Annotated in this window: 18 protein-coding genes and 1 tRNA gene; 9 read left to right on the top strand and 10 right to left on the bottom strand. The window is 72.0% G+C overall.

What is annotated here, in order from left to right; genetic code table 11:
• The first annotated feature begins 33 nt into the window (after window positions 1-33).
• Window positions 34-618, top strand: coding sequence for a biotin transporter BioY (locus tag BXU09_RS05625; RefSeq protein ID WP_078301096.1), 585 nt, complete (start codon window positions 34-36; stop codon window positions 616-618).
• Window positions 619-902: 284 nt separating this feature from the next.
• Here the strand turns inward: BXU09_RS05625 and recA are convergent, their stop codons facing one another.
• The 8 genes from recA to BXU09_RS05585 all read right to left on the bottom strand — a co-directional run bounded on the left by recA (window position 903) and on the right by BXU09_RS05585 (window position 9,185).
• On the bottom strand, window positions 903-1,973 hold the full coding sequence (gene recA, locus BXU09_RS05620; protein ID WP_055362833.1) for a recombinase RecA: 1,071 nt from the start codon (window positions 1,971-1,973) through the stop codon (window positions 903-905).
• Between the two features lie 58 nt (window positions 1,974-2,031).
• A complete protein-coding gene (gene thpR, locus BXU09_RS22095; protein WP_078301095.1) occupies window positions 2,032-3,030 on the bottom strand; it encodes an RNA 2',3'-cyclic phosphodiesterase in 999 nt (332 codons plus the stop codon).
• Complete coding sequence (locus BXU09_RS05610; RefSeq protein WP_078301093.1) at window positions 3,027-4,340, bottom strand: CinA family nicotinamide mononucleotide deamidase-related protein; 1,314 nt, start codon at window positions 4,338-4,340, stop codon at window positions 3,027-3,029. Before BXU09_RS05610 ends, thpR begins: the two co-directional genes overlap by 4 nt.
• A gap of 159 nt (window positions 4,341-4,499) precedes the next feature.
• A complete protein-coding gene (locus tag BXU09_RS05605) occupies window positions 4,500-4,829 on the bottom strand; it encodes a four-helix bundle copper-binding protein (protein WP_055362835.1) in 330 nt (109 codons plus the stop codon).
• 78 nt (window positions 4,830-4,907) lie between these two features.
• Window positions 4,908-5,435, bottom strand: a complete 528-nt coding sequence (locus tag BXU09_RS05600) for a GNAT family N-acetyltransferase (protein ID WP_230274907.1) — start codon at window positions 5,433-5,435, stop codon at window positions 4,908-4,910.
• A 46-nt stretch (window positions 5,436-5,481) separates the two neighbouring features.
• On the bottom strand, window positions 5,482-5,817 hold the full coding sequence (locus BXU09_RS05595; RefSeq protein ID WP_144011999.1) for a hypothetical protein: 336 nt from the start codon (window positions 5,815-5,817) through the stop codon (window positions 5,482-5,484).
• 112 nt (window positions 5,818-5,929) lie between these two features.
• Window positions 5,930-7,447 carry a threonine ammonia-lyase, biosynthetic gene (ilvA, locus tag BXU09_RS05590; RefSeq protein ID WP_078304786.1) on the bottom strand — a complete coding sequence of 506 codons (1,518 nt, stop codon included), beginning with the start codon at window positions 7,445-7,447 and terminating at the stop codon, window positions 5,930-5,932.
• A gap of 571 nt (window positions 7,448-8,018) precedes the next feature.
• Window positions 8,019-9,185 (bottom strand): FAD-binding oxidoreductase, encoded by a 1,167-nt coding sequence (locus BXU09_RS05585; protein WP_078301090.1) that lies wholly within the window; start codon window positions 9,183-9,185, stop codon window positions 8,019-8,021.
• A 75-nt stretch (window positions 9,186-9,260) separates the two neighbouring features.
• On the opposite strand from BXU09_RS05585, the gene BXU09_RS05580 reads away from it, so the two are divergent.
• Genes BXU09_RS05580 through BXU09_RS05570 form a run of 3 tightly spaced genes read left to right on the top strand, consistent with a single transcriptional unit; the run spans window position 9,261 to window position 14,450 of the window.
• Window positions 9,261-10,544, top strand: a complete 1,284-nt coding sequence (locus BXU09_RS05580) for a SpoIID/LytB domain-containing protein (protein WP_078301089.1) — start codon at window positions 9,261-9,263, stop codon at window positions 10,542-10,544.
• Window positions 10,541-13,291: a hypothetical protein gene (locus BXU09_RS05575; RefSeq protein ID WP_078301087.1), complete on the top strand. Its 2,751-nt coding sequence runs from the start codon at window positions 10,541-10,543 to the stop codon at window positions 13,289-13,291. The genes BXU09_RS05580 and BXU09_RS05575 overlap by 4 nt, the downstream gene beginning before the upstream one ends.
• Window positions 13,292-13,316: 25 nt before the next feature.
• Window positions 13,317-14,450 (top strand): hypothetical protein, encoded by a 1,134-nt coding sequence (locus BXU09_RS05570; RefSeq protein ID WP_240501036.1) that lies wholly within the window; start codon window positions 13,317-13,319, stop codon window positions 14,448-14,450.
• A gap of 65 nt (window positions 14,451-14,515) precedes the next feature.
• Here BXU09_RS05570 and BXU09_RS05565 read toward each other — a convergent pair whose 3' ends face one another.
• Complete coding sequence (locus BXU09_RS05565; RefSeq protein ID WP_078301085.1) at window positions 14,516-15,502, bottom strand: serine hydrolase domain-containing protein; 987 nt, start codon at window positions 15,500-15,502, stop codon at window positions 14,516-14,518.
• Window positions 15,503-15,717: 215 nt separating this feature from the next.
• On the opposite strand from BXU09_RS05565, the gene BXU09_RS05560 reads away from it, so the two are divergent.
• From BXU09_RS05560 to BXU09_RS05540, 5 genes are all read left to right on the top strand, one after another.
• Entirely contained in the window at window positions 15,718-16,815 is a 1,098-nt protein-coding gene (locus BXU09_RS05560; RefSeq protein WP_078301083.1) for a sensor domain-containing diguanylate cyclase, read from the top strand.
• 35 nt (window positions 16,816-16,850) lie between these two features.
• Window positions 16,851-16,926, top strand: a tRNA-Asp gene (locus BXU09_RS05555).
• 286 nt (window positions 16,927-17,212) lie between these two features.
• Window positions 17,213-19,120 (top strand): biosynthetic arginine decarboxylase, encoded by a 1,908-nt coding sequence (speA, locus tag BXU09_RS05550; protein ID WP_078301082.1) that lies wholly within the window; start codon window positions 17,213-17,215, stop codon window positions 19,118-19,120.
• A gap of 194 nt (window positions 19,121-19,314) precedes the next feature.
• Complete coding sequence (locus BXU09_RS05545; protein WP_078301080.1) at window positions 19,315-20,547, top strand: class I SAM-dependent RNA methyltransferase; 1,233 nt, start codon at window positions 19,315-19,317, stop codon at window positions 20,545-20,547.
• 129 nt (window positions 20,548-20,676) lie between these two features.
• Window positions 20,677-21,087, top strand: a complete 411-nt coding sequence (locus BXU09_RS05540; RefSeq protein WP_240501035.1) for a hypothetical protein — start codon at window positions 20,677-20,679, stop codon at window positions 21,085-21,087.
• A 3-nt stretch (window positions 21,088-21,090) separates the two neighbouring features.
• On the opposite strand, the gene BXU09_RS05535 is transcribed toward BXU09_RS05540, so the two are convergent.
• Entirely contained in the window at window positions 21,091-21,624 is a 534-nt protein-coding gene (locus BXU09_RS05535; RefSeq protein ID WP_078301079.1) for a hypothetical protein, read from the bottom strand.

The following is a 21,624-nucleotide window of genomic DNA, read 5'->3' as shown; positions in this document are numbered from 1 at the left end:
ACCCCGCCCCCACCCCACCAAGGAGAGACCACCATGACCCTGACCCACCCCACCCTGGCCCGCCAGCTCGCCCCCACCCCCAGCCTCGCGCGTGACCTGCTGCTCGTCGGCGGCGGCGCGGCCCTGATCGCGCTGCTCGCGCAGGCCGAGGTGCCGCTGCAACCCGTCCCCATGACCCTCCAGACGCTGGGCGTGCTGCTGGTCGGCGCGGCCCTCGGCTGGAAACGCGCCTTCGCCGCCGTGCTGCTGTACGCGCTGGCCGGCGCGGCCGGACTGCCCGTGTACGCCGGCGGCGCCAGCGGCTTCATGAACTCCACGGGCACCGGCCTGCGCGCCAGCATCGGCTACGTCATCAGCTACCCGCTGGCCGCCGCGCTCGTCGGTTTCCTGGTCGAACGCTTCGGGCTGGACCGCCGGTTCCTGGGGACCTGCCTCGCCATGCTGGCCGGCAGCGCCCTCATCTACGCCATCGGCCTGCCCGTCCTGGGCGCCATCACCGGCCTGAAGGGCGCGGCCCTGCTGACCGCCGGCCTGACCCCCTTCCTCATCGGCGACAGCATCAAGCTGCTGCTGGCCGCGCTGCTGCTGCCCGCCGCCTGGAAGTTCGCCCGCCGGTAAGTTTTGCCGCCACAGGCAGCGAAAAAGCCCCCCACCTTCACTCGGGTGGGGGCTCTGACCTTGGGTGTGGGTTGTCGATGTCTCCCACGCGGAAACCCCACCCCGAAGCCTGCGCCCAGTCTGCGCCGCGCCGCACGCACGCGGCATCCGCCGAAAGAGGGACGGCGGGGTAAGCCAGATGGCAGGCCCCCGGCGCGAACAGGAAGCCATGAAACGGGGGAGAGGCTCACCGGCCCCTCCCCCTCACCTTTCAACCATCAACCATCAACTTCCGTCCATCGACCTCACTCGGCGATGGCGGCGGGTTTGGTGGGCAGTTCCGGGGCGTTGCCGGTGCGGATGGCGCTCAGGACGCGCTCGCGGATCTCGTTTTCCATCTCGGGGCGCTCGGCGATGTAGGCGATGGCCTTTTCCTTACCCTGGCCGATGCGTTCGTCGCCGTACGAGTAGAAGCTGCCGGCCTTCTTGATGATGTCCATGTCGCTGGCCAGTGTGACGAGGTCACTGAGCTGGTCGAAGCCCTTGCCGTACACCAGGGCCAGTTCGACTTCCTTGAAGGGCGCGGCGACCTTGTTCTTCACGGTCTTGACCTTCACGGTGTTCGCGACGGCGTCGTTGCCGACCTTGATGGGCTGCCCGATCTTGCGGACGTCCAGGCGCACCGAGGCGTAGAACTTAAGGGCGCGGCCGCCGGTGGTGGTTTCCGGGTTGCCGTACATCACGCCGATCTTTTCGCGGACCTGGTTGATGAAGATGGCGGCAGTGTTCGTCTTGCTGAGAATCCCGGTCAGTTTGCGCAGCGCCTGACTCATGAGGCGGGCCTGCAGGCCGGGGAGGCTGTCGCCCATCTCGCCCTCGATCTCGGCGCGGGGGGTCAGGGCGGCGACCGAGTCGACGACGACGATGTCGACGGCGCCGCTGCGCACCAGCAGTTCCATGATTTCCAGCGCCTGCTCACCGTTGTCGGGCTGCGCGACGAGCAGTTCGTCGGTGTTCACGCCGAGCGCGCGGGCGTACACGGGGTCCAGGGCGTGTTCGGCGTCGATGAACGCGGCGGTCCCGCCGGCCTTCTGCGACTGCGCGATGATGCTGAGCGCCAGGGTGGTCTTGCCGCCGCTTTCCGGGCCGTAGATCTCGGTGACGCGGCCCTTGGGGATGCCGCCCACGCCCAGGGCGAGGTCCAGGCTGAGGCTGCCGGTGCTGATGGTCTGCACGTCGAGTTTGCTCTCGGCGCCCAGTTTCATGATGCTGCCCTTGCCGAACGCCTTCTCGATCTGGCTCATGGCGGTGTCGATGGCCTTGGCGCGTTCCTTGGCATCGGTGGGGGCGGCGGTGATGTCTTTTTCCTTGCTCATGGGGTCTCCTTGCCTGCTGGCCGCTGGGGCCGGCCGGGTGTCGTGGCGGGGTTCGGGGTTACTGCGGGTCGGTGACGGCCGGTGCGGCCGGTGGGGTGTCGGGACTGGGGTCGGGAAGCGGGACGTCGGTCTCGGTGGGCAGCGGCGCGCGGAAGCGGAAGCTGCTGGCGGTCTCGTGGATGGGGCCGGTCTTACGCAGGATGCTGCGGTACAGGACCGCGCCGCCGGCCTGCCAGCCGTGCGTGAAGGTCAGGGGCGGCACGCGCGGCGCCGGTCCCTTCTTGCGCGCCAGGGTGATGTGCCCCTTGAACGGCTGATCGTCGGTTTCCAGACCCAGCGCGTGAATGCCGTCCCGCAGCGCCTGCGCCAGTTCCGGCAGGCCCTCGGCCTCGACTTTCACGAACCACACGCGCGGGCTGCCCTCGTTCGGGTAGTAGCCGGTGCCGCGCAGACTGACCTGCATGGGCGCCAGGTCCTGCATCAGGGTCACGCCCAGGCGTTTGAGGTCGTCCACGCGGTCGACCGGCACCGCCGGCAGGTACGCCAGGGTCACGTGCAGCTGGTCGGCGTCCACCCGGCGCCAGTTGCCGCGCAGTTTGCGCTGCGCTTCCCGCAGCGGCCCGACGAGGTTCGCGGGAACCTTCAGCGCGAAGAACAGGCGCTGCGTGCCGGCCGGCTGGTGTCCGTCGTCAGGGGCGGGGCGGCTGCCGTCACGGCTGCCCGTGTCCTTCGCGGGGCGGGCGTCCGGGCGACCGGCGGGCCGGGCCGGTTTCGCGCCCCGGCTCTCGCCGGGCTTCCCGCCAGACGGACCCCGGCTGTCCGGACCCCGACTGCCTGCACCCCGACTGCCTGCACCCCGGCTGGCCGCGCCCTTGTTGCCTGCCGCTTTGTTGCCCGCACCCTGACCGGCTGCACTCTGACCGGCCGGTCGGTCACGGCGCGGCGCGGCGGCCTGCGCCTCGGCGACGGTGCGCCGCAGCGCGCCGGGCTCGCTGGCCGGGGCGGAAGCGGGGGTAGAGGCGGGGCGGGGCGGGCGGTTGGTCTTCTTGATCTTCATGCGGTCCTTCCTTCGGGCCGCTGTTCGGGGGCCGGGGCAGTGCGGTTCTGTGAATCGGAGGTCTGTGAATCGGTCGGGGCGGGTGTGGGGGCGGGCGGGTCACTCAGGGCGGCGCGCAGCAGCGACAGGGCGCTCACGGCGGCGCGTTCCCGCACCTGCGCGGCGTCGCCGGGCCAGTTGACGTGCAGTGTGCGCTCCAGCGGCGCGCCGCCCGGCTGCGGGACGTTCAGGCCCACGAAGGCCTGCCCGGCCCGTTCGCCCGTGGTCGCCACGACCACCGCGAGGCCCACGTCGGCCCCCAGGTGTTCGCGCGCCCCGGCGGCCAGTTCGCGGGCGGCCTGCTCGCTCACGAGACCCTGGTCCCGCAGCGTGACGGGCGTCAGGCCCAGCGTGATCAGGCGGGCGTGGTCCTGCGTGACGGCGGCGTCCAGGAAGCCCGGCTGGTCGGCCAGCAGCGTGCACAGCGTCCCGGCGCTCCCGGCCTCGATGACGCCCAGCGTGAGGCCCAGCAGCGCTCCCTGCGCGGCCCCGGCGAGCGTCTGGTCGTCCTCGCCCCAGGTCCAGCGGGCCAGCAGTTCGCGCACGCGCTGCCGGACCGGGTGCAGCAGCGCCGCCGCCTGATCGCGGTCCGGGGCGCTGGCGGCCACGCGCACGTCCACGCCGGTCGCGCGGGCGTACGTGGCGACGCTGGGGTTCGCCTGCCGGGTCAGGTCGCCCAGCAGTTCGGCGACCGTACTTTCACCGATGCCCTGGGTGTGGATGGTGGTGTGTTCCAGCGCCGCTCCGGGCAGCGGCAGGCGCGGCAGCACCTGCTCACGCCACATGCGCTGCATCTCGCGGGGCGGGCCGGGCAGCGCGACCAGCAGCTTCGGCGTGCCGCGCGTGGTCCGCACGAACCAGCCGGGCGCGGTGCCGACCGGGTTGGGCAGCGCCTCGGCGCTGGGAATCAGCCACGCCTGCTTGCGGTTGATGTCGGGCATGGTGCGCCCACGGGATTCGAACAGGCCGCGCAGGTGCGCGAGCTGGTCGGGGTCCTCGGTGGGCGTCTCGTTCAGGGCGGCGGCGATGGCCTCGCGGGTCAGGTCGTCGTCGGTGGGGCCCAGGCCGCCGCCCAGGATGACCAGATCCGCGCGGTCCAGGGCCGTGCCGATGGCGTCGGTCAGGCGGGTCAGGTTGTCTCCCAGCACGGTCTTGCGGTGCAGGGTGACGCCGCGCGTCCCGAGTTCACGGGCGAGGAACGCGGCGTTACTGTCGACGATCTCGCCGAACAGCAGTTCCGTGCCCACGCTGATAATTTCTGCTAGAAGCATAACAACCTCGGTGCAGTATAGGCCAAAGCGAAACGTACGTCCAGTGAATCACCAGACGTACGCACAGGGCAGAGGAGGGTCATCCGTCCAGTCTACCCTCCGGCTGTGACCGCCCCAGGACCCCCCGGACCACCGGCTTTCCCCCCACGGATACGGCGTTCAGGCCGCCAGTTTCCGGCAGGCTTCCTCGCAGCGGCGGCAGGCCTCGGCGCAGCGCTGGCAGTGATCGTGACTGTGCCCACCGCACTCGGCCGCACACGCCGCGCAGGCCCCGGCACACAGCGCACACGCCTGCGCGTGCAGGTCGCTACCACGCATCAGCAGCCGCGCCGTCACGGCGCACACGTCCGCGCAGTCCCGGTCCAGCCGGATGCAGCCGCGCATCATGTCGATATCCGGCTCGGACAGGCACGCCGAGGCGCACTCCTCGCACGCCGTCACGCACGCCAGACAGGCCTCGATGCACTCCCGGATCAGCTGATCGTTCATGCCCCACCGTCCCACACTCCTCCCGGCGCGGCGTGGGAGTTCACTTCAGGTCCACTTGAGTCCCGGTGAAGCCGGCGTTCATGAACCCAGCGGCAACTCGAAACACAGGCTGTTCTCCACGCCCTCGTAGTACCCGAAGTTCGGAATGCGCCGGAAGCCCGCCCGCGTGTACAGCGCCAGCGCCGCCTCCTGCTGATCCCCGGTCTCCAGCACCAGCCGCGCGTACCCCTCACGGCGGCCCCGCACGATCAGTTCTTCCAGCAGCGCCCGCGCCAGCCCCTGCCCGCGCACCTGCGGCAGCGTGTACATGCGTTTGACCTCGGCCGACTGCGCGTCCCAGCGTTTCAGCGCCCCACACGCCAGCAGCGGCGCGCGGTCATCGCCCCGCCGGGCGGCCAGCAGCACGCACCCCGGCCCGGTCAGGACCATCGGATCGAAGGGCTCCGTGCGCTCGTCGGTATCCTGGTACAGCGCCCGCAATTCACGCTGCTGCGCGTTCATCAGCCCGGCCACACGCGGATCGTCCGGCGCGGCGTCCACGATCACGGCGGGCGGCAGGTCCTCGGGACGCGGGGCGGCGGGCGTGCGTGGCAGCTCAGGGGTCATGCCCGAGCGTAGAACCCCGCCGCGCTCCGCGCAAGGCCAGCGCCCTTCAGCGGTTCACGAGTTCCGCCACCCACTCCCCGGAAGGCTCGCGGTCGTCCCGCACCTGCCCGGCCGCGCTGGCATGGGCCGTGAACCGCGACACCGGCCACTCGCGCCCCCGCGCACTCAGCACGTACGCGCCGTGATCGTGCGCGCCCGTCACGCGCCGCCCGGAATCCCGGAACTGCACCGCGACCTCCGTGCCCACCGGAAGCGCTTCCAGATCAGAGACGACGACCTGCCCCTGAAAGGAACGGGCCGGATCGGTCGCCTCACCCCGCCACGCCCCCAGAAGCCCCACCGTCAGACTGCCTGCCTTCACACCGGAATTCGAATCAGTCATGCCTCATCAGGACACACCCGCCGTGAAGAGAGGTGAGTACGCCCCCGCCCCCACCTTCACGCCCCACCCATCCAGCCGGCCCGGCCACCCAGGTCGCTCCGGGCCACCCGCATCAGGTCAGGAACAACCGGTACGCCGGATTCGCCGTCATGTCCACCGCCGGGTACCCCACCCCCGCCAGGAACGCCGCGAACGCCGCCCCGTCGCCGGGCGGCACCTGAAACCCCGCCAGCACCCGCCCATGCGCCGACCCGTGATTCCGGTAATGGAACAGGCTGATATTCCAGCGCCCATGCAGATGCGTCAGGAACTCCAGCAGCGCCCCCGGCCGCTCCGGGAACGTGAACGAGTACACCCGCTCATCCGTCGCCTCCGGCGCCCGGCCCCCCACCATGTGCCGCACATGCACCTTGGCCAGCTCATCCTCCGTCAGGTCCGCCACCGCGTACCCCAACCCCAGCAACTCTGCGACCAGTTCCGCCCGTTGCCCCGCGCGGGCCAGCTGCACCCCCACGAAAATCTGCGCCTGCGCCCTCGGCGCAAAGCGGTAATTGAACTCCGTGATCGCCCGCGCCCCCACCACCTCGATGAACTCCCGGAACGCGCCTGGCCGCTCCGGAATCGTCACCGCCAGAATCGCCTCGCGCTGCTCGCCGACCTCGGCCCGCTCCGCGACGTGCCGCAGCCGGTCGAAATTCACGTTCGCGCCGCACGTCAGACCCACCAGCGTCTCACCACTCACGCCCCGCTCGGCCACGTACTTCTTCAGGCCCGCCACCGCCAGCGCCCCCGCCGGCTCCATCACGGCCCGCGTATCGTCGAACACGTCCTTGATCGCCGCGCACACCTCATCCGTGTTCACCCGCACCCAGTCATCCACGTACCGGCGCGTCAGATCGAACGTGAACGCCCCCACCTGCTTGACCGCCACGCCATCCACAAAAATCCCCACCGTGTCCAGCCGCACCCGCTCCCCGGCCTGCACCGACTGGAACATCGCGTCACTGTCCTCCGGCTCCACGCCCACCACCCGGATATCCGGCCGCAGCGCCTTGAGCACCCCCGCCACCCCCGCAATCAGGCCGCCGCCCCCCACCGGCACGAACACCGTCACCGGCCCGTCCACCTCCACCTGACGCAGCAACTCCAGCGCCACCGTCCCCTGCCCCGCCAGCACCAGCGGATCATCGTACGGATGCACGAACGTCATCCCCCATTCCCGCTGCAACGCGAACGCGTGCGTCTCGGCATCACTGAAACTGTCCCCGAACAGCACCACCTCCGCCCCCCGCGCCCGGCACGCCCCCACCTTGATCTCCGGCGTGGTCGCCGGCATCACGATCACCGACCGCACCCCCAACCGCTGCGCCGCGAACGCCACCCCCTGCGCGTGATTCCCCGCCGACGCACAGATCACCCCACGCGCACGCTCCTCCGGCGTCAACTGAGCCATCTTGTTGTAAGCGCCCCGCAACTTGAACGAAAAGATCGGCTGCAGATCCTCCCGCTTCAGCAGCACCCGGTTCCCCAACCGCGCACTCAACGACGGCGTCTCACTCACCGGCGTCTCGATCGCCGCGCCATACACCTTGCTCGTCAGCGCCAGCCGCAGCACATCCATCGCGTCCATCTCACCCGGTTTGAACTCCCTGACCTGCATCACCACGCATCACCCCTTGATCCCACCGAAAGAAAAACCCCCACCAGCAGCGGGTGGGGGACGATTGGCAGCGCGCAGGCCGTCAGGCGTTCACCCCTGACCAGCCCGTAATTCGCGCCGCTCTCATGGGCGACAGCTTAGGCGCCAGGGGCGGCAGGCAGGTGGGGAAGGGGTAGACAACAGAGGCCGGGTCTGGGTGGGAGGTGTGCGTCTTGCGGCGGGCTTTCCGTGTGCTGCCCCACCCCCCAGCCCCCTGCCCCAGCGGGGCAGGGGGAGCCAGCGTTGGCACTGAGCAGGTATTTCGCGGGCTTTTCGGGTGTGTGATCGGCGGGTTCGGCCACGCCTCACACGCCATCCTTCGCTCCCGCGCCGTGCGCCCCGCGCGCTGCGCGCACGACGGGCTCGGTTTCTACGACGGTCGCCTTTCAAGGCTCCCCTTGAGGGGAGCTGTCAGCGAAGCTGACTGAGGGGTCCTGCGAAGCAGAGGGGTGTCCTGCGAAGCAGCTGTGTTCCGCTGCGTAGCAGCCGCCCTTCCCACTCCCTACGCCCCTGCGAGTTGCTGTGCGAGTTGCTGCGCGAGTGCCTGGGCGGTGTGTGGGCCGAGGGTGTCGGCGTGGGGGCCGCCGAGCAGCAGGGTGGTGTGGTCGTCGAGGGGTTCGTGGGTGGGTGGGGCGTGGGGGTGGCCGTGGGGGAGGGCGACCCAGCTGCCGGGGATGTCGCTGAGGCTGCGGCCCAGGTGGAGGGCCGGGGTGGCGAGGACGGGCAGGGCGTCCATGAGGGCGACGAGGTCTTCGAGGGTTTCGCGGCGCAGGCCGGTGGGCACGCCGGTCAGGTGACCGCCGGTTGGGTTGTAGCCGTGGGGGTCGCGGTGGTGGATGGCGGGGTGCAGGGTGTACGCGCCGTGCTGGGGGGTGAGGGTCAGTCCGGCGTGGTGCAGGGTGGGGCTGGTGGGGGTGCTGGGGGCGTTCAGGTGCGGGGTCTGCTGGTAGGCGCGGGCGTGGCGGGTGTGGATGCCGAGGTGCTGTTCGGCCTGGGTGGGGGCGTCGGCGCCGGTGGCGAGGATGACGTGCCGGGCGCGCAGGGTGTGGGTTTCGTGCGTGACGATCTGGTGGGTGTTGGTGACGGTCAGGCGTTCGGCGGTGACCACGCCGGCGGGGTGGGGGGCGGCGCGGGTGTTGAGCATCAGGTGCGCGCCGGCGCGGACGGCGGTCTGCGTGGCGTTCAGGGCGAGCGTGCCGGGGCGGTAGGCCAGGGCGTGCGGGTCGGTGGTGGCGTGCGTGAGGACGCCGGGGTCGATCAGGGCGAGGCTGTCCGGGTGGCCATCCAGGGCGTCTGCGCTGGCCACGCTGCCGGGGGCCGCGTGGGTGTGCAGCGTGACGTGGGGGCGGGGGGTGGGCTGGGCGAGTTCCTCGATCAGGGCGCGGCTGGCGTGCGCGGCGGCGTGCTGGTCGGGGGGCAGGTGCGCGGTGGTCCAGACGCCGGGCGCGAGGATGGTGTGGCCTTCCTCGTTGGGCAGGCCGCCCTGTTCGATCAGCAGCAGGCGCGCGTGCGGGGCGGCGCGGGTGAGGGCCAGCGTCAGGAGGCTCCCCATGCGGCCCGCGCCGATCACGATGAAGTCGTAGTGCGTGCCGTCCGGGTGCGGGGTGGGGGGCGTGAACGGCTGGCCGACGTGCGCCCAGACGTGGCCGGGGGTGGGGGTGCGGGGCATGGCTGGCATGATGCCGCGCTTCTCACGCGGCTGTCAGTTGCGCGCGTGGGGGCGCGGGTATACTCGTTCTTGATCATGCGTTCATGTCTGCGTTCCGGCGTTTCCCTGCTTGCTGCGTTGCTGCTGGGAGCGGGCGGCGCGTCTGCCCTGGAGGTCCGGGTGCTGGTGGCGTCCGCGCCGCAGTTGACGGTCCGGGTGCCGCCCTCGCCGGCAGCCGTGACGGGCCTGCCGGGAGCGGTATCGGCGGGCGCGTTGCCGTCAGTGACCCTGCCGCCCCAGGCGTGGACGGTGGGCGTGACGGGGACGGGCGCGGCGGCGCAGCTGACCCTGAACGGTCAGGCGACCGGGAGTGGCACGCTGTACCTGCCGCCCGGCGCGGGCCGCACGGTGGAGATCGCGGGCCGCACGTACCGGGGCGGCGTGCACCTGCGCGCCGAGAAGGGCGTGGTGCAGGGCGTGAACGTCGTGGATATCGAGGACTACCTGCGCGGCGTGGTCCCGGCCGAGATGCCGGCGTCGTGGCCGGCGGCGGCCCTGCAGGCGCAGGCGGTGATCGCGCGGACGTACGTGGCGGCGCGGGTCAATCCGGCCGCGCCGTACGACACCTGCGCCACGCAGAGCTGTCAGGTGTACGCGGGCACCCAGGCCGAGAAGCCCGCCACCGACGCGGCCATCGCGGCCACACGCGCGCAGGTGGTGGCGTTCGGGTCGAAGGCGGCCAGCACGTACTTCAGCAGTGATTCGGGCGGATTCACGGCGTCCAGCGCCGAGGTGTGGGGCACCGAGGTGCCGTACCTGACGGCCCGCCCGGACCCGTTCTCGGCCGGGGGACCGCGCGCCCGCTGGCGGCTGGAGGTGCCGCTGCCGCAGGTGCAGGCGGTGGCGGCGCAGTACGGCGTGAAGGTCGGGACGCTGAGCAGTGTGACGGTCACGCGCCTGAGCGCCTCGGGCCGCCCGGCCGAGATCCTGCTGGTCGGGGCGTCCGGCGCCTCGCGGCTGGGCGGCGCGAGGGCCGGGGGGTTCATCCGGTCGCTGGGTGCGTCGGGGACGCGCGTGACGCTGGCGGGCCTGAACCCGCTGGTGATCGAGGGCAGCGGCGCCGGGCACGGCGTGGGGCTGTCGCAGTACGGGGCGCTGGGACTGGCGCGCGCCGGGTACGATCACCTGCACGTGCTGGGCTTCTACTACCCCGGGACGGTGCTGGGAACCCTGAGCGCCCCGGCCGCGCAGCTTCCGGCATCGCTGGTACCGGCGCTGTCACCCGCGCTGGCCTCGCCGGTCCTGGCATCCGGCCCGGCGCTGCCCGTCCCCGATCCGCTCACAGTCCCGCTGGCCCGCGCCGGAACGCGCGCCGAATGAGCCGCGCCGGGATCAGTCGGCGCCGGGGCCGGCGCGTGCGCGCGGCGCTGCTGGGTCTGGGCCTGCTGGGCGGCCTGCTGGGCGCCGCCGAGGCCCGCACGGTGAGGATCGTGTCGGCCGACACGCTGGAACTGCGGCAGGTGGACGGTCAGGAGCTCGTGATCATCACGGGCGAGGCCGTGGAGCTGCGCGTGGACGACGACGTGGTGCGGGCCCGGCGCGTGGAGTTCAACCGCACGCGCCGCGTCCTGACGCTGGTCGGCGCGGCCAGTTACCGCAGCGCCGGTGACGGACAGGACCTGCGCGGCGAGAACCTGGTCGTGGAACTCGGTCAGGAGCAGGTGACGGGCGAGGACGTGCTGATCAGTGACAGTCAGCTGGAAATCCGGGGCGACGAGGTCGAGCGCATTCCGGGGCAGCTGCGCGCTGCGGGCGGGTACTTCACGACCTGCGCCCGCTGCGGCCGCACCCCGAACGATTTCGCGTTCCGCGCCGAGCGGCTGATCGTGTACCCCGGCGACCGGCTGGTCGCGTACCGCGCGCAGCTGCTGCTGGCCGACGTGCCGGTGCTGTTCCTGCCGGTGCTGGTGCTGCCCCTGAACGACCGCGAGCGGCAGCCGCGCCTGGAAGTCGGGCGGGACGCCGTGGACGGCTACACCGTGGAGGCCGACCTGCCGTTCAGCGTGGGCAGCAGCACGCTGGGCACCACGCTGCTGCGCTACTACCAGAACCGCGACCCCAGCGTGGGCCTGGGCGTGAGCCTGCGGTCGTTCGCGCCGCTGCCGCTCGTGGACCGACTGAACCTGTACGCCCTGGCGAACCCCCGCCCGGTGGGCAGCGGCGGGTACGACCTGGACCTGGATTTCAGCGTGCGGGGCCGCCTGCCGCTGGTGACGGCCCTGCGCGACCTGGACTACACCCTGAGCGTCAAGCGCAGCGACGTGGGGCGCACTGACAGCGACCCGCAGCGCGGCGTGACGAACGTCGCGTTCGGCGCGAAGGCCGACTACCCGCTGTTCACGGCGGACTTCAACTACGTGAACCGTTTCGGCCCCGAACCCACCACCGCCCTGACCACTCCGCTGAAACTCCCGGAGGTCACGGTGGACCCCAAGGTGTACACGAGCGGGAACCTCAGCGCGGACGTGCGCGTGACCGCCGGTCGGTACACGGCGGCCAGCAACCCGCTGTCGCGCAGCGCGTCGGCGCAGGGCACGAACATCACCACCGAACGCCTCGAGGAGCAGCACAACCTGTCGTACACCGCCAGCCCCTGGCAGAACGCGGACCTGAGCCTGAAGAACACCTTCACCGGCCGGTACTACGGCACGGGCGCCCGCACGGTGCAGCTGACGCTGGGCGCGACCCTCACGCAGCGGTTCAATACTACGAACACCCTGAGCGTCAGCGGCGCGTACAACCGCACCGAGGGCACCAGCCCCTTCGCCTTCGACGCGCTGGGCGGCCGCCTGCTGAGCGCCCCGCTGGGCGTGACCCTGTCGGCCGTGCCGGCCCGCGACGTGACCTTCGGCGCGTCGTACAGCCGCGACCTGTTCCTGAGCCCCGACCAGCAGGGACCGCTGAACTTCACGTTGCGCGTCAACCGCCGCCCCCTGACCCTGGACGCCAGCAGCAGCGTGAACCTGTACACGCAGGCGCTGGAAAGCGCGTCGTTCACGGCGACCCTCAGCGACCCGGACGCCGGGCAGATCACGCCCGCGACACCCGGCACGCCTGCCCGCCCGGCCGGCCCGACGTGGCCCGCCCCGAATCTCGCCCTGAGCGCCTCGGGCAGTTACGCCCGCCTGACCGGCCCGGGGCCGCTCACGCTGCGCGCCACCGTGACCGGCGACGTCCGTACGAACACCTTCAGCGCGTACCTGATCCACAACGTCCGCACGCCCGACGTGAACGAGATCGGCGTGTCCTACACCCTGAACCGCACGCGCGACACCGTCCTGAACGCCCTGACCCTCAGCGGCAGCCAGCGCCTGCTGCCCCGCACGGCCGACCAGAGCGGGGCCGCGCAGCTGATCGGCGAGACCAGCCTGACCTGGCGCGGCGCGTACCGCCTGAGCAGCGCGCACAGCCTGCTGCTCAACCGCCCGGCCACCGCGCAGGACAGCGGCACCCTCAGCTTCAGCGTCGGGACGGTGCAGGGCAGCGCCACGAACTGGAACGTCACGTACGGCGGCGCGTACGACCTCGTGCGCGGCGGGTTCACGCGCCCGGCCCTGAGCGGCAGCCTGACCGCCACCCGCCCCGGTCAGCGACTCGCCCTGGGCGCCGCGCTGAACACGCCGGGCCTGGACCAGCCGCGCACCGAACTGAGCCGCGCCAGCCTGGACGCCTCCTGGCTGTTCGGCACGCGCGCCGCGCTGGCCGGGCGGGCCGCGTACACCCGCACCCGCAGCGGCACCTTCCCGGACGACCGCGCCACCGACACGCTGACCCTGGATCCCGTGCGGCTCAGCGTGGGCATCGGGCGCAGCGGGCAGGCGCCCGGCGCGTACCTGAGCGGCAGCCTGCGCCAGACCTTCACGTGGCTGGACGGCGTGCGGCAGAACCCGGCGCCGCTCTCCCCGGTGATCGGCCTGACCATCGACCGCTGCTGCTGGGCGCTGCAGGCCGAGGCGGACCTGGGCCTGCGCCGCTACCGCGTCGCGGTGGGCCTGCCGGGGCAGAGCTTCTACCCGCTGTTCGACCTGACCGACGGCAACGTCAGCGTGCCGCTCGTCAGTCCCTGATCCGCTCCTGCCCGAGGTGCCCCCCATGTTCCAGCGTTTCCCCTTCCGTGTTCCCACTGCCCGCGCCCGCCTCACGGGGCGGCCCACCCCGCTGCGGCCTGCCGCGTTGCTGGGCGCGGCCCTGCTGACCACCCTGCTAACCACCCTGCTGAGCGCCTGCACCGGCACCGAGGAGGCCGGCGTTCCCCTGACCCTGGCCATCCTGAGCGACGGCGGCACCGTCCTGCGCGCCGTCACGCCCACCGACACGAACGGAGTGGTGACCGCCCCGGAACAGGCGCGCGTGACCGTCACGGGCGGCGTGAGCCTCGCCACGCCCGCCAACGGCCAGCGCCTGCTGCTGACCCGCCGGGACGGCGTGGAGAGCCGCGCGCCCGACCTGAGCGACCCGCGCCCCTACCCCAACCCCACGTTCACACCCCGCTGCAACCTGCAATCCGCGCAGAACGCCGCCCGTGACCGCCTGCTGATCCTCAGCGACTGCGGCGGCGTGCAGAACCTCGCGCTGTACCAGTCGGGCGCGCTCGTCTGGACGGCCGCGCTGCCCGGCGCGCTCGTCACGGCGCCCGGCGCGGACACGCCCCCCACCCGCCTCGCCGTGCAGGGGGACGTGGGAATCGTCGCCCGCGCCCGCCTGGGCGGCGGCAGCGAGGTCCTGCGCGCCGCGCCCGTCACGGCCGGGGATCCGGTCGCCGAGGTCAGCCTCCCGCAGGCCTCGCCCGCCATCCGCGACCTCGCCAATCTGGGCGGCACCCTGATCGCCGCGACCGACACCGGCGTGCAGAGCCTCGCGCCCGCCGGACTGCCGGACGCGACCACCACCCGCTCGGCGCTCGGCGCGACCCGTTTCGACCACCTGTGGACCGGCGGCAACCAGAACCTGCTGGCCGCGTGGCGCGACGCCGCGCTGTCCGGCAACGGCAGCGAACCGCTGCGCCTGTGGGACGGCCGCGCTGCGACCGCCGCCACCGTCGAGAACGTCACGGACCTGCGCGACCTGACCATCACCCCCGACGGGTTCCTGTACACCCTGACCGGCAATGCCCTGCGCCGCCACGACACCCTGCTGGGCCTGCAGAACGGCAACTGGCGCAGCGTCACCCTGCCCGTCGCGCTGCAGGACGCCCGCAGCGTCACCTGGGTCGTCCCCACGCCCTGAACACCGCTGTCGGCTGCTCGTTCAGAGGCTCCGGGGCAGACCCCCGGGGCCTCTGAAGTCTGCCGTCACTCCAGCAGGCGCAGCAAGAGGTGCGTCAGGGGCGCGCGGCGGCCCAGCAGCGGCTCGCCGCCCCGTGCCAGGATCGCCGTGGCCGCGCCCGTCCCGGCGTGAAAGGCCAGTCCCGCGCGGGCGTGCCGGGCCACGCCGTCATGCCAGCGCAGCGGGCCGCGCGCCAGCCACCCGGCCGTGACCTCCAGCCCGGCCGGACGGCCCGGCGGGCGCTGCGCCGCCACCCAGTGGTCCCCCAGTCGCCCGTCCAGGTGCGCCTGCGCGAACGCCAGTAGGGCGCCGGGCGAGGCGAACAGGCCTCCCGCCCCGGTCAGCGGCCCGAATCCCGTGGGCGGCCCGGCCAGCCCGGACAGGCGCGGCGGGTCCAGCGTGACGGTCAGGTTCAGCGGGCCGGTCACGAAGCGCCGCAGCGCCTGTCCGTACCCGGCGGCGCTGCACGGTTCGCCCGCCGCGACTGCCCCGGCCAGCGCCAGCGCGCCCGCCCCCAGGTTCGAGTACCGGAACCGGCCGGGCGGCCCGGCCCAGCGGCGCACGCTGTCCAGAACGGCGCGGGCGTCCATGCCGCCGTAGGGATCGTGGTAACGGGTCAGGACCGTCAGGGCCGCCCGCGCCGGGTGGGTCGGCAGGCCCGCCGTGTGTGTCGCCAGTCGCCACGCCGTCACTGTGCGCGGCACGCCCCGCAGCGGCCCGCCCAGCGCCGACAGGGGCGCGTGCCAGTCCAGCCGCCCGGCACGTGCCAGTTCTCCGGCCAGCGCCGCCGTGAACGGCTTGCTGACGCTCGCCAGTTCGAACGGCCTGTCCTCACGGGTCAACCCCGGCGACAGGTTCAGCGGCACGATCACCTGCCGCCCGTCACGCGCCGCCGCGATCACGCCCCCGCCCGGCAGTGCGGCCCGCAGCAGCGGGCGCAGCTGCGTCAGGTCGCGGTCCAGCACGCCGCCCAGGTCCTGCAGGGCGGCGCGGACCGGGTCGCGGCGGAACATGCCGCCCAGCGTACCCCGGCCGCGCCGCCCTGCACGCGCACGCCTTCACGGGCGCTGGGCGCCGCCGCCTGTCAGAGTCGTGGGAGGCGTCTGTTCCTATCCTGTGATCCGTAAGGAGTCTGCCACATGCCCATGATCGCCACGTCCACCCCCGCGCCGCCCTGTCCGCGCCCACGCGCCGCCGGACGCGGCCCTGACGCGCGCCGGGGTCGGCCATGACGTCCGGCGGCCGGCTCCCGGACCCGCAGGCCGACGCCCGGCACAGTCTGCCCGAGCGGATCGGGCGGCTGTACTTCCGGGTGGCGCTGCCGATGGTCGCGGCGTCCCTGCTGGTCGGGGCGGTCGGCGCGACCCCGGCCTCGCAGCGGGTGATCGGGGGTCTCGTGGTTCTCTCGCTGCTGACGGCCGCCCTGCATTTCCTGCTCCCCATCCGGCTGCACGACCCGTTGCGGCGACTGTTTCCGCTCATGACCATCGCCTTCGTGACGGTCGTGGCGGGGCTGTCCGGGCCGGGCGGCCTGCGCGGCGACGCGCTGCTGCTGTCCATCGTGCTGCTGCTCGGGCCGGGCACCGTGCTCGCCTGGACGCTGCTGTTCATGGACGACGCCCGCATGGGCCGCCTGACCGGGCTGGGCCTGACCGCCAGCGCCACGCTGCTGCTGTGGCGCTGGCAGCAGTCCGGGCTGCAACCCACCCTGACCGGCAACACGCCGCTGCTGATGCTGGTCGTATGCCTGACGGTCGTGCTGTACGGCGCGGCGTTCACGGACATCAACCGCCGGTACGCCGACGGCGAGCGGCAGCGGCGACGCGACCCGCTGACGGGCCTGCTGAACCGCCGCGCCTTCGACGAGGACAGCCGCGCGTCCGGCCCGGACCGCTGGGCGCTGGCCGTGCTGGACATCGACCATTTCAAGCGCGTGAACGACACGCACGGCCACACCGCCGGGGACCGCGTGCTGCGCGGCGTGGCCGACGTGATCCTGGACGTGCTGGCCGGGCGCGGTCAGGTGTACCGCTGGGGCGGCGAGGAATTCGCGGTGCTGCTGCCGGGCCTGCCCGGCTCGGACCACACGGACCTGACCGTGCAGGCCGCCGCACTGATCGAGGACATCCGCGCGGAGGTCGCGCGCCGCGCCTTCACCGGCGGGCAGCGCGTGACCCTCAGCGCCGGCCTGAGCCTCAGCGCGGCCGGTGAACCCCTCCAGGCGGCCTTCGAGCGGGCCGACAGCGCCCTGCGCCGCGCCAAGACCAGTGGCCGCGACCGGGTGGTGCTGGCCCCGCCGCCGGGCCGCCCGCCCGCCCCCCCTTGACTTTTGCGGCTGCGGCCCGTAATCTCTGTTCCGCTGGTCCGGTAGTGTAGCGGTTAGCATATCTGCCTGTCACGCAGAAGGTCGCGGGTTCAAATCCCGTCCGGACCGCCAGCCAGAAGGGAGCGAGGTGAAAGCCTCCGCTCCCTTCTTCCTTTTGCCCGGCCGTCCTGTCCGGCGTCCGGGCTTTCGCGGGGCGTCGGGGGTCGCCTGCCGGGTCGGGGAGGCAATCAGGGGGCAGATGACATCCGCGCCGCCACGTTTGCCGTATCATGCGCCCGGTTTCGCACGGCGTCCGTGAGGGCTGCTCCACCAGTGTCCGCTCCGGCGGGCTCCGGGCAGCACAACACTCCGAACCCCGCGCACGGCGAGCCTATCCCCACGGAGGAGGACGCCCTTCATGACGACACCCAGCAGTTTTTCCACCACCGACGCCGCCGAGCTCTACCAGGTTCCCAACTGGTCCGGCGGCTGGTTCCGCGTGTCCGACAAGGGACAGGTCGAGGTCACGCCCAGCCCCGGCCTGCACGTCCCGCTGCGCTCGATCGTGGACGAGATCGTGGACCGCGGCGAGAGCCTGCCGGTCATCCTGCGCTTTCCGCAGGTCATCACGGGCCGCGTCAAGCACCTGAACGAGTCCTTCCAGGCGGCCATCCAGGAGTACGGGTACACCGGTCACTACCAGGGCGTGTTCCCGATCAAGGTCAACCAGCGCCGCGCGGTCGTCGAGGCCGTCGCGTCGGCCGGGTACGACTTCGCGCACGGGCTGGAGGCCGGTTCCAAGGCCGAACTGGCGCTGTGCCTCGCGCAGAAGATGCACCCGGACGCCCTGCTGTGCTGCAACGGCTTCAAGGACGACGGCTTCATCAAGCTGGCCCTGTGGGGCCGCACGCTCGGCAAGAACGTGGTCATCACCATCGAGAAGTACAGCGAACTCGACCGGATCCTCAAGCAGGCCAAGGCGCTCGGCGTTCGCCCGGCCATGGGGGTGCGCTTCAAGCTGCACGCGCGCGGTAGTGGCCAGTGGGAGGAGAGCGGCGGGGATCAGGCGAAGTTCGGCCTGAACGCCTACGAACTGCTGCGCGTCGTCGAACGCCTGCGCGAAGAGGACATGCTGGACACGCTGGTGATGCTGCACACCCACATCGGGTCGCAGATCACCGACATCCGCCGCGTGAAGGTCGCCGTGCGCGAGGCCACCCAGACGTACGCCGGTCTGATCGCCGCCGGCGCGCAACTGAAGTACCTGAACGTGGGCGGCGGCCTGGGCGTCGACTACGACGGCTCCAAGACCACCTTCTACGCCAGCATGAACTACACCGTCCGCGAGTACGCCGCCGACATCGTGTACACCGTGCAGGAGGTCTGCAAGGCCCGCTCGGTGCCGGAACCCGTGATCGTCTCCGAGTCCGGCCGGGCGCTGACCGCGCACCACGCCGTGCTGATCCTGCCGGTCGTGGACGTGACCGGCCCCACCCGCGACCTCGAGGACCTCGCCCCGGCCGACGAGAACAGCCACCAGATCGTCAAGGACATGGAAGAGATCCTGGCGAACATCACGGCCCGCAACTACCGCGAGTCGTACAACGACGCGGTCGGCGACAAGCAGACGCTGCACAACCTGTTCGATCTGGGCTACGTGACCCTGCCGGACCGGGCGCGCGGTGAGGCGCTGTTCAACGCCATCCTGCGCCGCATCGCCAAACTCATCCAGAACGAGAAGTATGTCCCGGACGAACTGGAAGACCTGCAGAAAGTCCTGGCGGACAAGTTCATCTGCAACTTCTCGCTGTTCCAGAGCCTTCCGGACAACTGGGCCATTCAGGCGCTGTTCCCGATTGTGCCGCTCGACCGCCTGAACGAGAAACCCACCCGGCAGGCGACCATCGTGGACATCACCTGCGACAGCGACGGCAAGATCGAGAAGTTCATCGACCTGCGCGACGTGAAAGCCACCCTGCCGCTGCACGAACCCGGCGACCGCCCCTACTACCTGGGCGTGTTCCTGATGGGCGCGTACCAGGACGTGCTGGGCAGCGCACACAACCTGTTCGGCAAGGTCAGCGAGGCCCACGTCACCGTGCGCCCCGGCGGGAAGTACCACATCGACCTGTTCGTGCGCGGCCAGAAGGCGCGGCGCATGATCGAATCGATGGGCTACGAGGAACCCATGCTGCGCGACGCCATCGAGGACCAGGCCGACGCCGCCATCAAGGCGAAGACCCTGACCAGCGAGCAGGAACACGAACTGCTCGAGGATTACGGCGAGGAACTGCTGGGCTACACGTACCTGGAGTACGAGAACTGATCTGGACTCGGGTTGAATGGTCTGCACAAACCGTTCAACCCGTGTGAACACCGACTTTGAATGGCGCGGCGGCCTCCGGGGGGATTCCCTGGGGGCCGCCGCGTCCGTCCTGGCCGGGGTCCACCGGGCACGGCCGGGGCGCAACGTGAGCTGAGGGCAGCGGCGCGGGCGCCGGACGCGCTACCCTGTACGTTATGTCGGACGCTTTACTTACGCTGGAAATCGAGAAACTTGTTGCGGGGGGGCTGGGGCTCGCCCGGGATGAGTCCGGCGTGGTGCTGGTCCGCGGGGCGCTGCCCGGCGAGCAGGTCACGGCCCGCGTGCGCGCCGGGAAGGGCGTGCGCCAGGGCCAGACGGTCGAGGTGCTACGCCGCAGCCCCGCCCGCGTGGACGGCCCGGAACTGCCCACCGCCGACCTGGCGCACGCCACCTACGAGGCGCAACTGGACTTCAAGCGCGCCTTCGTGCAGGAGGCCCTGAGCCGCATCGCGAAGGTGCAGCACGGCGTGGCCGCCACCGTCCCCAGCCCCGAGGCCTGGGGGTACCGCAACACCGCGCAGTACCTCGTGACGCCCGGGGGCCTTGCGTACCGTGAGCGGCGCGGCAGCGAACCGCTGGTCGTGCAGAAGGACCCGCTGGTCATGCCGCAGATTCAGGCGGTCATGGACCGCATCGACCCCACGCTGCTGGACCCCGCCACCGAGGTCGCGTTCCGCGCCAGCCGCCTGACCGGCGAGGTCGTCGCGGCCGTGATCGGCGCGGGCGAAACCCGCCAGTACCTGCGCGCCAGCGACCACCTGATGGAAGCCGGCGTGGTCGGCGTGTCCCTGGCGCAACCTGCCGGGAAACGCTTCAGCGCCGGCGTGCGCCTGATCGCCGGGGAAAGCGAGATCCGCGAGCAGTTCGGGCGGGTGCAGGTCAGCGTGTCCGCCACGGGCTTCGCGCAGGTGAACCCGCAGGCCGCCGGACTGGCCTACGAACGGGCCGCCGAACTGGCCGGCAAGGGCGAGCACGCCGTGGACCTGTACGGCGGGGCCGGCGCGATCGGCCGTCACCTCGCCCCGAACTTCCGCCGCGTGACCGTGCTGGACGCCGCGCCCGAGGCGCTCGCCCGTGGCCGCCAGGACGTGGCCGTCAGCGGCGAGAGCAACGTCACCTTCCGCAGCGGCGACGCCGCCCGCTTCAGCGAACTGGGCACCGACGTGATCGTGGTGGACCCGCCCCGCGCCGGGCTGGAGGAGGGAGCGCGCGAGCACATCAACTCCAGCACCGCCGACCGCCTCGTGTACGTGTCCTGCGACCCGGCCACCTGGGCGCGCGACGTGGGCGACCTCGTGCGGCGCGGCTGGAAACTCGCGGAAGTCATCCCGCACGACTTCTACCCGCAGACCAGTCACGTGGAGATCGTCAGCGTCCTGAACCGCTGATCCGAAGTGCTTCCACCGGAAGCAGAGGCGAAGGGGACGGCCGTCCGCACGGGGCGCGCACCTTCATGAAGCTCTTCATGAGCGGCGCGGCCTGGGTATCGCGGCGCGCGGTGCGGTAACCTGCCCCGCGTGATTCGCCGTGCCTGCGTCCTTCTTCTGCTGGTTCCGCTGCTCGGCGGCTGCCAGGACCGTGAGGCCCGCGCGCAGAACGCCGAGCTGACCCGCCGCGTCGAGGCGCTGGAGCGGCAGCTGAGCGCCGCGCAGGCGGCCCGGCCTGCCGGCGTCCCGGCCGACGCGGCCCGCGTGACGACCAACGCCGCCGCGCAGAACTGCGCGAACAACCTGACGCGTGAACTCGAGACCTTCCGGCAGAACAGCCTCGACCGCGCCTACCCCACCGCCTCGCAACTGGACCTGCCGGACGCCTGCGTGGATCACCGCGTGAACTGGATCACCCGCAGCGCCGGGGCGTACACCTTCAGCGTCACGGACCCTGCCGGGCGCGAACTGGCCCGCCAGAGCAGCCAGGGCGGCTCCTGACCCTCAGGGCGACGCGCGGCGCTGGCCGTCCGGCTGGCGGGCGACGGGCGCGTCGCGGCGGTCCTCCTCCAGCGCGATGCCGAAGGTCGTGACCTGCGCGCCGGTGAAGCCCATGACAAGTGCCCACACCAGCTCTGGCGCCTTCTCGAAGGCGGCGCTGCGCACGTAGTACACCTCGCGGCCGCGCGTGAAGGTGCGTTCCTGCACGACCTGCCGTTCCGGGCCGTACTGCGCCAGTCCGCCGCGCCGGAACGCCTGGAAATCGGTCAGAGTGCCCCACTGGGCGCGCACGTCCGGCGAGAACGCCCGCCACAGTCCGTCCAGGCGTACGGCGTAGAAGTCCTGCACCAGCGTCCGCCCACGCGTCATGGCGACCTGCTCGGCGGCGCTGGCCCGCACGGGGGTGGCAGCGGTGGAGGCTGGGGTGGAGGCGGGGGGCGGCACCTTCGCGGCCGCCCCCGTTCCCGGCCCGCCATGCAGGGCGGCGCCCAGCAGCAGGGTCAGAACGGGAAACGCGCGCCGGTGTGCCGGGTTCAT

It is taken from the genome of Deinococcus sp. LM3 (genome assembly GCF_002017875.1).
Lineage (GTDB): Bacteria > Deinococcota > Deinococci > Deinococcales > Deinococcaceae > Deinococcus.
Note: the sequence above shows the minus strand (reverse complement) of the source record. Positions and strands in the feature narration are given on the sequence as shown.

What these genes read in the sequence shown, in the direction of transcription:
- thpR (WP_078301095.1), bottom strand. Translation starts at nt 3,030, where the DNA reads ATGAAGATCAAGAAGACCAACCGCCCGCCCCGCCCCGCCTCTACCCCC.
- BXU09_RS05595 (WP_144011999.1), bottom strand. Translation starts at nt 5,817, where the DNA reads ATGACTGATTCGAATTCCGGTGTGAAGGCAGGCAGTCTGACGGTGGGG.
- BXU09_RS05575 (WP_078301087.1), top strand. Translation starts at nt 10,541, where the DNA reads ATGAGCCGCGCCGGGATCAGTCGGCGCCGGGGCCGGCGCGTGCGCGCG.
- BXU09_RS05600 (WP_230274907.1), bottom strand. Translation starts at nt 5,435, where the DNA reads ATGACCCCTGAGCTGCCACGCACGCCCGCCGCCCCGCGTCCCGAGGAC.
- BXU09_RS05585 (WP_078301090.1), bottom strand. Translation starts at nt 9,185, where the DNA reads ATGCCCCGCACCCCCACCCCCGGCCACGTCTGGGCGCACGTCGGCCAG.
- BXU09_RS05565 (WP_078301085.1), bottom strand. Translation starts at nt 15,502, where the DNA reads ATGTTCCGCCGCGACCCGGTCCGCGCCGCCCTGCAGGACCTGGGCGGC.
- ilvA (WP_078304786.1), bottom strand. Translation starts at nt 7,447, where the DNA reads ATGGACGCGATGGATGTGCTGCGGCTGGCGCTGACGAGCAAGGTGTAT.
- speA (WP_078301082.1), top strand. Translation starts at nt 17,213, where the DNA reads ATGACGACACCCAGCAGTTTTTCCACCACCGACGCCGCCGAGCTCTAC.
- BXU09_RS05570 (WP_240501036.1), top strand. Translation starts at nt 13,317, where the DNA reads ATGTTCCAGCGTTTCCCCTTCCGTGTTCCCACTGCCCGCGCCCGCCTC.
- BXU09_RS05545 (WP_078301080.1), top strand. Translation starts at nt 19,315, where the DNA reads ATGTCGGACGCTTTACTTACGCTGGAAATCGAGAAACTTGTTGCGGGG.
- BXU09_RS05535 (WP_078301079.1), bottom strand. Translation starts at nt 21,624, where the DNA reads ATGAACCCGGCACACCGGCGCGCGTTTCCCGTTCTGACCCTGCTGCTG.
- BXU09_RS05610 (WP_078301093.1), bottom strand. Translation starts at nt 4,340, where the DNA reads ATGCTTCTAGCAGAAATTATCAGCGTGGGCACGGAACTGCTGTTCGGC.
- BXU09_RS05560 (WP_078301083.1), top strand. Translation starts at nt 15,718, where the DNA reads ATGACGTCCGGCGGCCGGCTCCCGGACCCGCAGGCCGACGCCCGGCAC.
- BXU09_RS05580 (WP_078301089.1), top strand. Translation starts at nt 9,261, where the DNA reads ATGCGTTCATGTCTGCGTTCCGGCGTTTCCCTGCTTGCTGCGTTGCTG.
- recA (WP_055362833.1), bottom strand. Translation starts at nt 1,973, where the DNA reads ATGAGCAAGGAAAAAGACATCACCGCCGCCCCCACCGATGCCAAGGAA.
- BXU09_RS05605 (WP_055362835.1), bottom strand. Translation starts at nt 4,829, where the DNA reads ATGAACGATCAGCTGATCCGGGAGTGCATCGAGGCCTGTCTGGCGTGC.
- BXU09_RS05625 (WP_078301096.1), top strand. Translation starts at nt 34, where the DNA reads ATGACCCTGACCCACCCCACCCTGGCCCGCCAGCTCGCCCCCACCCCC.